This is a genomic window from Microcoleus sp. B6-A1, from assembly GCF_036705085.1.
Lineage (GTDB): Bacteria > Cyanobacteriota > Cyanobacteriia > Cyanobacteriales > Microcoleaceae > Microcoleus.
On the sequence record NZ_JAUBTU010000060.1, the window covers coordinates 32,376 to 44,269 of the forward strand.

Annotated in this window: 10 protein-coding genes; 3 read left to right on the forward strand and 7 right to left on the reverse strand. The window is 46.5% G+C overall.

Annotated features, from left to right (window positions below):
• Positions 1–11: 11 nt before the first annotated feature.
• Together QUB11_RS20915 and QUB11_RS20920 are read left to right on the forward strand one after the other, a co-directional pair.
• Positions 12–2,348: a polysaccharide biosynthesis tyrosine autokinase gene (locus QUB11_RS20915; RefSeq protein ID WP_333205387.1), complete on the forward strand. Its 2,337-nt coding sequence runs from the start codon at positions 12–14 to the stop codon at positions 2,346–2,348.
• Between the two features lie 322 nt (positions 2,349–2,670).
• Positions 2,671–3,036: a response regulator transcription factor gene (locus QUB11_RS20920; RefSeq protein ID WP_039886668.1), complete on the forward strand. Its 366-nt coding sequence runs from the start codon at positions 2,671–2,673 to the stop codon at positions 3,034–3,036.
• Positions 3,037–3,102: 66 nt separating this feature from the next.
• On the opposite strand, the gene QUB11_RS20925 is transcribed toward QUB11_RS20920, so the two are convergent.
• The 7 genes from QUB11_RS20925 to QUB11_RS20955 all read right to left on the reverse strand — a co-directional run bounded on the left by QUB11_RS20925 (position 3,103) and on the right by QUB11_RS20955 (position 10,719).
• Positions 3,103–3,600 carry a hypothetical protein gene (locus QUB11_RS20925; RefSeq protein WP_333205386.1) on the reverse strand — a complete coding sequence of 166 codons (498 nt, stop codon included), beginning with the start codon at positions 3,598–3,600 and terminating at the stop codon, positions 3,103–3,105.
• Between the two features lie 345 nt (positions 3,601–3,945).
• Positions 3,946–6,864 carry a response regulator gene (locus tag QUB11_RS20930; RefSeq protein ID WP_333205385.1) on the reverse strand — a complete coding sequence of 973 codons (2,919 nt, stop codon included), beginning with the start codon at positions 6,862–6,864 and terminating at the stop codon, positions 3,946–3,948.
• A gap of 423 nt (positions 6,865–7,287) precedes the next feature.
• The gene (locus tag QUB11_RS20935) at positions 7,288–7,590 is read right to left on the reverse strand and encodes an ATP-binding protein (protein WP_333205384.1); all 303 of its coding nucleotides are present in this window, start codon (positions 7,588–7,590) and stop codon (positions 7,288–7,290) included.
• A gap of 108 nt (positions 7,591–7,698) precedes the next feature.
• Positions 7,699–7,857 (reverse strand): hypothetical protein, encoded by a 159-nt coding sequence (locus QUB11_RS20940; RefSeq protein WP_333205383.1) that lies wholly within the window; start codon positions 7,855–7,857, stop codon positions 7,699–7,701.
• A 3-nt stretch (positions 7,858–7,860) separates the two neighbouring features.
• On the reverse strand, positions 7,861–8,088 hold the full coding sequence (locus QUB11_RS20945) for a response regulator (RefSeq protein WP_333205382.1): 228 nt from the start codon (positions 8,086–8,088) through the stop codon (positions 7,861–7,863).
• A 248-nt stretch (positions 8,089–8,336) separates the two neighbouring features.
• Positions 8,337–8,798 carry a response regulator gene (locus QUB11_RS20950; protein ID WP_333205381.1) on the reverse strand — a complete coding sequence of 154 codons (462 nt, stop codon included), beginning with the start codon at positions 8,796–8,798 and terminating at the stop codon, positions 8,337–8,339.
• Positions 8,761–10,719: a CHASE3 domain-containing protein gene (locus QUB11_RS20955; RefSeq protein WP_333205380.1), complete on the reverse strand. Its 1,959-nt coding sequence runs from the start codon at positions 10,717–10,719 to the stop codon at positions 8,761–8,763. Before QUB11_RS20955 ends, QUB11_RS20950 begins: the two co-directional genes overlap by 38 nt.
• Before the next feature lie 711 nt (positions 10,720–11,430).
• On the opposite strand from QUB11_RS20955, the gene QUB11_RS20960 reads away from it, so the two are divergent.
• Entirely contained in the window at positions 11,431–11,796 is a 366-nt protein-coding gene (locus QUB11_RS20960; protein WP_333205379.1) for a helix-turn-helix domain-containing protein, read from the forward strand.
• Positions 11,797–11,894 lie beyond the last annotated feature (98 nt).

Genomic DNA, 11,894 nt, shown 5'->3' on the forward strand with positions numbered 1-11,894 from the left:
CCTGGCTGAATATGGATAGCAGACAAGATTACCAACCCTTCACACCCAAATCGAACGGCAAACTGCCGGAGTTATCTGCTCAGAACTACAGAGATCACTTCGTAGAGGAGAGAGAAGAAGAAAAGCTAGACTTGTCCTGGCTGTTAGGCGTCGTGCGCCGTCGCTTCCTGGTCATGGCAGCAGCCACCATTGCTTTGAGCGCCCTGGCAGGAACAGCGATCGTCCTCACGTCTAAACAGATTACGATCGAGTATGAAGGCTCCTTTTCCTTGTTGGTAGAACCAGCCACGGCTGAAGGTTTGCAATCCAAACAATTAAACAACACCCAAGCTGCCGACTTAGCAAGAATTAATATAGAAGGAATTAGCCTACTAGACTACGAAACCCAAATTAGGATTTTGCGAAGTCCCAAAATGATGCAGCCAATAATTGAGGAATTGCGGGCTTCGTATCCCAAAATGAACTATAGCGAACTGATCTCAAAAATGTCTATCCAGCGAGTCAGCTACACGAAAGATGGCAAACAGCAAGGCACAAAAATTTTACAAGTTCGCTACAAAGATTCAAACAGAAAAAAAATTTACCGCGTATTGGACAAAATTTCTAAAGCTTATCTAGATTACAGCTTGCAGCAACGGCTGATGGGCATTAATCAAGGTATTAAATTTATAGATACGGAGCTGCCAAAGCTCCGAGAAAGAGTGGAAGTTCTGCAACTGCAAGTCCAAAGATTGCGGCAGCAGAGCAACTTGTTTGAACCCCAGATAGAGGGAAAATCTCTGTCTGAACAAGTTCAAAGCCTTCGGGGCAAGCAAGTAGAAATTAGAGTTCAGCTAAAAGGGATGCGAAACCTCTACCAAAGCTATGAAAAACTACTCAACGAAAATAATCCCCAGGGGGTGCTGATGACCCAAGGGCAAGCTTACGGCGGACTATTAGGTCAAATTCAGAGAATAGACTCGGAATTGTCATTAAAATTAGCTCAGTACAGAGAAGACAGTTTGCCAGTTTTAGCGCTGCGAAAAAGTCGGGAAGAACTGATTTTAACTGCCACTAAACAAGCAAGAGAAGTGGTGATGGGAAATTTAGAGAGCCAAATTAAAGAAGTTGAAGCGCGCGATCGCGAAATGACAGCTTTGCAAAATGCTCTCAACCAAAAAATTAGAAACTTTTCTGTCACAACCCGACAATACGACAATTTACAGCGGGAACTGCAAGTAGTTACTAAGAGTTTTTCGGACTTCTTGGCAAAACGAGAAGCCTTGCGGATTGATGCAGCTCAGGAGCAAATCCCCTGGGTGCTGATAAATCCTCCGGAAATTCCGCGAGACAAATTCGGCAACCCTCTAACAGCTACCGTCAAACAAACCAGAAAACAGTTAGCGCTGGCAGTAATTTTAAGCAGTCTGCTGGGCATAGCAGTCGGCTTGCTGGTAGAGGTACTAAATACTGTGTTCCACACTCCTGAATCACTGAGAATGGCCACAAGATTGCCAATACTCGGGGTAATTCCGTTTACCAAAAAAGTCAAGCGCAGACCGCCAGCCAGACAGAGGAAACTAACATCGGCTCGATCGAACTCGAAAGTCGAAGTAGTCGAACCGGGCGAAGCTAGACATACTGGTTCTATGAGCGGGGGCCCAAGTATTTTGAGCGACTTGGACTATCAATTTTTAGAAGCATTTCGATCGCTCTACACGAACATTCACTTACTGAGTGCAGGCACGGCAATTCGATCGCTCTTAGTCGGCTCAGCCGTAGCCGGAGACGGCAAATCTACAGTAGCTTTGTACCTGGCCGCCACAGCAGCAGCAGTCGGACAGCGAGTATTGTTAGTAGATGCAGATTTGCGCTGCCCGCAACTGCACGCTAAGTTAGGACTGCCAAACGTGCGTGGCCTGGGCGATGCCATCTCCACAGATCTCAGCCTCAACGACGCGATTCAACGAGTCCCGAACCAAGAAAATTTGTTCGTACTCACCGCAGGTCAAATTCCCCCCGATCCCATCAAGCTTCTTTCTTCCAAAAAAATGCAGTATCTGATGGAGCAATTTCAAGCATTTTTTGACTTAGTAATTTATGACACCCCGCCATTAGCAGGCTTGGCAGACACCCACTTGATCGCAGCTCGCACAGACGCTACGATTATGGTCGTCCAAATTGGGCAAACAGACCGATCGCAAGTTCGCAAAGTTTTAGAAGAATTAAAAATTTCTGGAGCTTCCGTCTTGGGAATCGTTGCTAATGGCTGCAAAAACACCGGTCACAGCTACCGCCAGCGCCCGGTCGTTTTAGACACGCTCTACGACCAAAAACTATCCGCTTTAGGTACGAAAAATCCTAATTAGAGAAATGTTGATGCAGGTGGCCGAGCGCCGCCGTCCTCAACGGGAAACGCATAACCAAGCTATACCCTGATTTTTTGATAATAGTACCATTTGAGAAAGAAAATGATAGACTAACGGACATAGCCTCGTGTGTCAACCGAGGTTGCGCGGATCTTTAAATTTTGCTGTAATTACTCAGAAAATGATTGAGAAATCAGCAAAAGTGGGTAAACTACATTTAGCAGAGCGCAATCTCAATCAGGAAAAGACACCTTTGAAGGTGAACGTTAGTGTAAACGTTAATGTGAACGTTTCAACCCAGAAACTTGGTAGGGATTATTCTATGAGTACAGTTATGGTTGTTGATGATAGCGTCACTCTGCGGGAGATGATCGCCGACTTGCTCAAAGGTAGAGGACTCAACGTCACGGTAGCGAGTGATGGCGTAGAAGCTCTAGAGCAAATCAAGGCTAACCGCCCAGATTTAGTGGTTCTGGATATCGTGATGCCCCGGATGAACGGCTACGAAGTCTGTCGCAGGCTCAAAAGCGACCCTAAAACCCAAAATTTGCCGGTGGTAATGTGCTCTAGCAAAAGCGAAGAGTTTGATCGCTATTGGGGAATGAAACAAGGAGCCGACGCTTACATCGCCAAGCCATTTCACCCTCAAGAATTGGTCGGCACTATTAAGCAATTGCTGCGAGGTTGAGGTAGAGGAATAGGGACAGGAAAAAAATTGTCTTGAGCGCTGATTATTTCTGCTCCCGCAGCCTCTCTAAACTACTCGATTGACAATAGTCCAAACATCCCCGTCCGATCGCACGTAGGGAACAGAAATACTCTTAAAACCAGTAATAAAAGGCTTGTAATAAACCTGCCAGTAGCTAGGACTAATTTGGTCGGCGATGGCTTTGAGTCCCTTCACTTCCGCCGCCAGCTCCGCCGCCAGTTCATTAATCCGTTCCGCGTGTCCGTGAGCGAGCACTCTTCCTTCTTCAACTTGCTCCTCCATCGGAGTGATTCTTTGCAACTTTACCGACTGCTGCTGTTTCTGACTCAGTTGAGCAGACAGAGCCGCGATCGCATCATCAATCCCCTTGACTTCTGCCGACACTTGTGCTGTTTCCCTCGCGTGACGACGATAAGCATCGGCGATCGCTTGGGGCGAATCACCTGCTGGGACAACATCGGCAATACTAAGCTGCTGGCGTTCCAGGCGCAATTCCTCTATTTGAGAGTAAATTGCCTCTATATCTGTCTGAAGTTTGTCCACCTAATTATTACCGCGTGGTTGTTTAATATTTTAGCATATTAACACAAACCAATCACCTAATCGGCATAGAAATTGCATATTTTAGGCGGGCGAGAAGCAAAGCCCCACAAGCAGAAGTTGAATAGTTTGAAAAATACAAATTTTTATATTTTTCAGTTGAGCGATTTCCGTCGATATCCAGTGGGGTTAATCAGGTCGTGTCGGTAAAATCAGCATTATAGATTGGTAGTGAGGAATGCAAGTACCAGCGAGTTTTACGAGGATTAAAGTCGTCACTACAAGCACAATTCCCAATTCCTATTTACCACTTTTCCCTTACCAATTCCCAATTATTAAGACAAATTTTTAAGTTGTTAGCCCTTGCTGCCTCAACTTGACTATAGTCTCTACCAACACATCGGGTTGCACAGGTTTAGACAGATGCCGATCGAAACCTGCAGCAAAAGCACGATCGCGGTCTTCATCCCTAGCATAAGCCGTCAGAGCGATCGCCCAAAATTTCCCTGTCTGCGTGTTCAAAGAACGCAGCCTTCGTAGCAGCGAATAGCCGTCTTCCTCCGGCATTCCGATATCGCTGACCACAACATCCGGCCCAAACTGCGAAGCCACCTCAAACGCCTCAGCAGCAGACGATGCGGCCCTGACAGCGGCCCCGGAATCTGCCAAGACAAACCTCATAAATTCCCGCGAATCAATCTCGTCATCAACCAGCAAAACCTTAACTCCCAGTAAATTACCAGCGCCAGCCAAAACCTGCGCTTCCTCGCTTGCGAGCGAATTTACCTGCATCGCAGGGAGACGGAAAGTAAAAGTCGATCCCATATCCAGTCCCGGACTGCTCGCCCAAACCGTGCCACCGTGGAGTTCCACCAACTGCCGGACGATCGCCAGACCCAGCCCCAAACCGCTATAATTGCGAGTAATCGTAGCATCCGCTTGGCGGAAAGAGTCAAACACGTAAGGCAAAAAATTCGGAGCAATCCCAATTCCCGTGTCGGTAACAGCCAGCTCAACCTCCGAATCAACTCTCGAAAGTCGGATTTCAACTCGCCCCCCGCGCGGCGTAAACTTAATCGCATTCGTCAGCAAATTCCAAATTACTTGCTGCAAGCGGCCGGGGTCTCCTGATACCCAAAATTTCGGATTTAACTGAGATTCAGGATTGCCAGAAATCTCCCCGGTTTCGGAAAACTCTGCCGTCTCCCAGCCCAAATCTACAATTGCAAACCGTAAATCGATCGACTTAGCATCGGCGGCCAACCGCACCGTATTCACCGCTGCTTCCACCATCGAAATCAAATTTACCGCACAAGGATTCAAAGTCAACTTGCCGCGAATAATTCTCGAAATATCCAGCAAATCATCAATCAATTGAGTTTGCAATTTAGCATTTCGCTCAATAGTGGATAAAGCCCGCCCAGTAGCAGCCGGATTGAAATTGCGTTGCTGCAGCAGTTGCGCCCAGCCCAAAATCGCGTTTAAGGGCGATCGCAACTCATGAGAAAGAGTTGCCAAAAACTCATCTTTCATGCGATTTGCTTGCTGAGATTCCTCGTAAAGTCGGGCATTGTCGATCGCCCCCGACACCGCCTGAGCCAACTGCATTAAAATAGTTTCATCATCTTCGGCAAACTCCCCCTCATACTTGTCCGACAACTGAATCAATCCGAGATTTCTGCCGTCCCTAGCCGTCAGCGGTACAGCCAGCCAGCCCCGCATCGGCGGGTGCTTGCCCGCAGCCTTGCCGAACCCCCGCCAGGCCGGGTGAGCCTCTAACTCGCTTTGAGTCATTCGCATCGCCTGTTGGTGCTGGCAAACTTGTTGGTAAATGCCCGTACCGTCTGGTTGTTCGCAGTAATCTTGCCAGGCGGCGTATTTTTCTGACATGGAAAACTTGCTAATTCCCGCATCCCAGTTTGCCGCCGGGTTGAGGTTCACCGCTACCTGGTGAACTTCCAGAATTTGGCGGGCGCTATCTGCCGCTAACTGAAGTATTTCTGCCACCGACAGGGTGGAGTTGATAGCTACTGACGCGGAGGTTAACTTTTGCAGGCGGTGCAAATACGACCGCTCGCGGGCCAAGGCGCGGGAGCGATCGTATTCTAATTGTTTGCGATCCGTAATGTCGATCGCCACCCCGAACAGCCGAAGGGGTGTGCCGGATGCGTCAAAAACCACCCGCCCTTTGTCGTGAAGCCAAATCACTGAGCCGTCGGGGGTCAGTTGGCGGTATTCCGACTCGTAGACTCCCGTCCCGCTGAGTGCGGCATCCAAATCTGCCAAAAAGCTTTCGCGGTCTTCTGGATGCACCGCATTCTTTTTTTGCTCAAAAGTACCAAAGGTGCTGTCTGGGCCCAAACCCCTCTGTGTTTCGGCATTGGACGAACGGCGGACTTCCCCCGATGCCACATCCCAGCTAAAAGCGATCGTATTAGCTGCTTCTAGGGCAAAGCGCAAGTTTTCCTCGCTTTCTTGCACCCTGGCTTCCGATAATTTACGATCGGTAATATCCCAAACCACCCCGCTCGATCGCACCGATTTACCCGTATCATCATCAAAAAACTTGCCCCTACTCGCGATCCAGTGCAAGCTGCCGTCAGGCCAAATGACTCTAAATTCGTATTGGTATTCTATTTTGTTTTCTAAAGCCAAGGTAACAGCCCGGGCGATCGAGGCCTGGTCATCCGGGTGAATGCAGCTAAAAAACGCTTCGTAAGTTCCCGCAAAACTGCCTTTTTCCAGCCCGAATAACTGTTCGTGTCCCTCCGACCAAACGACCTGGCCATTTAATAAATTCCAATCCCAAGTTCCCATTTTCGAGGCTTCGATCGCCAACCTCAGCCTTTCCTCTGAAATTGCCAACTGCGCCGACGTTTTCGCGTAGTTCTCACGCAACTGCTGATTTTTCAAGCTTTCGGCCACAGCCCCCGCCAGCCGCTTTAAGTGTCGCCCCTTGAAGACGTAATCGCTTAAGCCGGCTTTCATTGCTTCGACTGCCACTTGTTCGCTGCCGCTGTCAGTACACATAATTACCGGACAATTGGGGTAGCGACTGTGAACTTTGTGGAGAATAGTTAATCCGTCGTTCCAGTGAAGTTGGTAGTCTGTAATTACTATATCAAAACCCCCGGCAGTCAGGATTTGTTCGAGACTTTGGATATCAATAACGGACTTAATTTCTAAATCTGGAAAAGTTTTTCTCAGTTCTCGCTCGATCATCAGGCGATCGTTCGGGTTGTCGTCGATTAACAGAATAGACAGCATTGGGCTTTTACTTTTGGTATTGGCGCAAACATTCTTTAATCTAAAAATTTGTTATTAAGCAACCTCGATAATTTGAATATTTACTTGGTGGGTTAATTAGACTTGCCCATAAATTTATTGTATTTGCTTGTATTTTATTATATTTTACAGCTTGTAATATTTTCAACCAGCCGTTTAGGGGCGTGCCCACAAGCAAATTAATTAAGTAAGTTGTTCTAAAACAGAGCAGAAAGCCTGCTCAGGCGGAAACGGTGCAAGAGAGTAGTGAACTATAACTATACTAATTGTTTATTCTGTCTTCGGGGGTGAACAAGCGGGTTGATTGATTCTTTGAGCTACAGCAGAATATTGCTGTTAAAACTTTCTTCCCTAGAACCTCATCTTTTAAATCCCGATTCACTGCGCGTTGCCGAACTTGCTTCCTCAACTCTCGCAATTGCGTAATAATTTTACCCAGAAGCGGGTACCCATTCCCCGAGTCGATTTCAGCCCGATCGCACCCCCCATCCGATCGACTCCTTTGTTCGCTATCGCCAGCGCCATTCCCGTCCCCCGATACACTTCTTGACCGTGCAGGCGATCGAACAACCCAAAAATCCTCTCTTGAAATCTTTGTGCAATACCAATGCCGTTGTCTTCTACCCAAAGATAGATATATTCCTCCTCAGCTTCTGAATAAACTCGCACCTGGGGAGCTATCCCAGGCTGCACGAACTGGTGGAGCATTGGAGAGCAAGTTAACCAAGACTTGCAGCAGCGTAGGAGGATGTGCCAACACCGCAGGTAGCGGTTCGACAACCGTTATCCGAGCTTTTTTTCGGGCAATTTCCGCATCTAGTTGCGCGATCGAGCTACAATTAAATGAAGAGAAACTGCTTTTAGTGCGAAGTTAGCTTTGCTGAGGTGGCTGTACTCTAGCAAGTTTTCGATCAAAGTATTTGTAAACATTACAATCGGGCATTCTGGATAACTGGCTTTAATAGTTTTAAGCACAACTCAACCGTTCGTCCAGCGTAGTTGGTAATCAGTAATTACCAGATGGAATCTGCCTCGATTCCGTGCTTTTCCGAATAATCTATCGTCAAAAATTTCCGTTATTTGCAATTGCGAGAATTGCCGCTCTAATTCGCGTTTGACCAGCAGCCTATCTGTTAGGTTGTCGTCCATTACCAGAATGTGTACCACTGTAACAATTAATAATTTTGCTATTAAGCTGTTGGGCATCTAAATTGTATTTTTTGGGCAGGATCTTAGGCCCAACCCCTACTCCCCACAAGACTTTTCTTAAATTTTACTATACAATTTAAATGCACTTCAGCTTAGCTAGAGTGGCAATCGATCATCATAAAAATGTGGGAAATCGCCCCTTTAAGATGATACAGGACGGGCTTACTCACTAGAAACTTAATTTCCTCGTTACCCGAAAGAGCCTGGTAACGAGGAAACAAGCAATAAAAACCGGGAAACCGCTACTACAAACCCGAAAATTCGCTAGGTTCCGGCAGTTCGCTATAGTTGAGCCAATACTCGCTAAAACTCTGCATCATTTCCAATAAAGAAGCAAACCCGACCGGTTTAACCAAATAAGAATTTACCCCTAAATCGTAAGCGCGCTTGACATCAAGTGTTTGCCTAGAAGAAGTAAGCATAACCACCGGCAAGCGTTTTAGTTCCGGCTGCTGCCTCAGCCAAACCAGAACTTCGTGACCGGATCGTCTGGGCAATTTCAAATCTAGTAAAATTATCGCAGGTAAAGGATAGCGATCGCGATCGCTGTATTCTCCGTCCCCATTTAAATAAAAAACCGCTGCATCTCCATCTCGAACAATTTGCAGCGAAGTATTAGCAAAAGTCTCATGGCGAAATGCCCGCTGCATTAATAGAATATCCACGGGGTTATCTTCCACCAGTAAAATCGTCTGCGTTTGGGTCATGCTTCCTCAGTTGTATCCAAAATCGACTGCCTTGTCCTACTTGAGATTCCACTCCAACTTGACCGCCCATGCGATCGACTCCTTTTTTTACAATAGCTAATCCTATACCAGTTCCCGGGTAAGACTCGATACCGTGCAGCCGTTCAAAGACGCGAAAAATGCGTTTTTGATGTTCTAGAGCAATACCGATGCCGTTGTCTTCTACCCACAGACGGATTATGCGGACTGGCAATAGAGGGCTGGCGATAAGTAACTGGGAATGCTCCCACTGTCCCACTGTCCCCCTTGTCAATTCTCCCACTGTATTGCTCTCTGTCTCTCCCTCTTGAGGCTGCTCAATTTCTTGCGCCCAGATATGCACTTGGGGTGGTGTGCCTTCCACAAATTTTATAGCATTGGTGAGCAGATTGGCGATTACTTGAACTAAAGTAACGCGGTGGGCAATTACCGCAGGCAATGGCGATCGAACACTGATGTGAGCGTGCCTGGATTTAGCGTCACCTTGTACCATAGCAATTGCCTCGGCCACAACTGATTCTAAGTCTAAAACTTGCAGCGATAAATCAGTGCGGCTCAGGCGGCTGTAAGCTAGCAAATCTTGGATTAATTCTTCTAATTGGTGTCCAGAGTTAACAATTTGCTGGGCGTATTCTTGACCAAGTTCGTCGAGGATGTGGTGGTAATCTTCTAATAAAGCTTCAGCTAATCCCTGCATTCCCCGCAGGGGAGCACGCAAATCGTGGGCGACGGTATAGGTGAAAGCTTCTAATTCTTCGTTAGCTGCTTGAAGTTGATTGGTGCGGAGTTCTACTCGCCGTTCTAAGGTAGCGTTGAGCATCCGAATTTCCGCTTCTGCTTGCTTGCGCGCAGTCATGTCAATGGCGGTACTAATTACTAAACTTCGGCCGTCGGAAAGCTGGCCTAAAGGTGCGGAATAAAAGTCCCAAATTCGAGTTTCGCCGCTGGCTGTGGCAATCATATATTCGCCTTCAGCAATGCGCGCGTTTAATTGGTGCAGCCGATCGATATCTGCTTGCACTAGCGATTGGCGACTGTGGTAAGCTTTTTCTGTCCAATCTTCAATTGTGGGAATTTCTGAGTATTCGTAGCCTGATAGTTCTGTCCAAGCGCAGTTAATTTGCAAAACTTCTCCGTTTTCAGCGTGCAGCATAATTGGCAGCGGTGCGTTGAGAATGGCGCGACGGAAACGTTCTTCGCTTAATTGTAGGAAGTGGCGATCGTGTTCTAGCTGTTCTAACAGTTGATTTTGCTTGATTTCGGCCTTGTCGCGCACAGTTCGATCGCGCTTCACCAAATAGTAAACCAATAGCATCAACAGGAAATTTACTAAAGCAGCAACGGTAAAAGTCACGATTGTCAAAGTAGCGCTTTTTTTAGATTCTCGGGCGCGCTGCTGCAATAGCTGAGTTTCTTCGGCAGTCATGGCGGCTATCTGCTGCCGAATGTCGCCCATGATTTGCTTTCCCCTACCGGTTTTTACTTGCCGCACGGCTGCTGCTAAGTTTTGTTTGCGGCGCAGATTGATGGTTCCTTCAAGTTCGGCTAATTTAGAGTCGATCGCAATTTTCAAGTCGCGAATGCGCTGTTGCTGCCGGTTATTGTCGGCGGTTAGCTGCTGCAATCCGACTACTTGTTCGTTGATGCGGTCGATCGCGCTGTGATACGGTTCTAAATAACGTTCTTCTCCCGTCAGCAAATAACCGCGCTGTCCGGTTTCAGCATCTTTTAAGGTAGAAAGCGTGGCTTCGAGTTCGGTTAAAACTTGGTGAGTGTGGCCCACCCAGCGTTCGTTTTGGACTAACTTGAGAGTGTTGCGGTAGGAAGTGGCCACATTCCAAATTAGCAGCGCCACAACCATTCCGATACCTGCGGTGATTTGGGGAGTCAGCGATTGTTTCATGAAATAGTCGGGGTGCGAATCCTGCTTTTTTTTATTTTAGCTGGATACGCACTACTCGAATTTTTGGCGCGGGCCGATACGACCGCCAAAGCCTATAAATTTAAGGATCAAATGTGCGATCGATCTTGTTTCTAGTTTAGCCTCGCTCCTCCTCGCATCCCCCTTAAGTCGGAGATGGCATAAATCGATCTCTTGCCTCTCGTGATTCAGGCAGACACCAGACAATCTAGGATAACCTGCAAAGCTTAATTCGCCTTTTTTTGCATGGATTTTTGTATCGTTCCTGTTCCTTTGGCAGTTTCAAATTGCGGCGTAAAGAAAAGAGTTTTTACCTATTGACTGCTGTTGATTTTTGGGGTATATTTTAGATAATGGGAGTGGTGACATAAATTTTAATTTTGTCACTATTCCCATTATTAAATAATACATTGTCAATCTAGCAAAGTCAAGCTTTTTACCCCAAAAAAAAAGGCGAATTTTTAATATTTTATTTAAAAAATAATCTGTGGGAGGCAGGGAGAAATTTATAGAGGTGATGAAGCGGGTGAAGAATATGAGAAATCAGAAATGCGAGCGATCGGGTAAGCTGTTGTGCATTTAAAACGCATCTTGGTATAATATAACATAATGATATTCAGAAAAAGTAAATGCCTGCTAAAAATTTTCTAAGTTCCGAGACAAAGGAAACTCTTCAACAAGTATTAAAAGAGCATGATCATCCAGACATTCGGCTTCATAGCCTTAATTTTTTTGTTACTAAATAACGGAAATACACAAGCTCAAACTGCTGAACTAATTGGATGTTCTCTCAGAAAAGTAGCTTATTGGAGTATTCATGGTGATCCGGATCGATTAGAGAGTTTTAAAGATGATAGGATGAAGGGTAACTACCGAAAAGCTACAGAAGAATACATTGATTTACTTCTAGAGACAATTGAAGTAGAACCTGAGAAATATGGCTATGAATTCGGGAGATGGACAACAGCTAGACTTGCCATACATTTAAAAGAGAAGACAGGAATTGAGCTGAGTAGTACCCAAGTAAGGAGAATCTTAGTGCGATTCGTTGAAACGTGAATCACGGTAATCAGTCCGTACATAACGTTTCCAGCCACAAGGCTGAACTCTCGGTCTGATAAGGGTGCAAGTCCCTTCTGCCAGACTCAGGCATGACT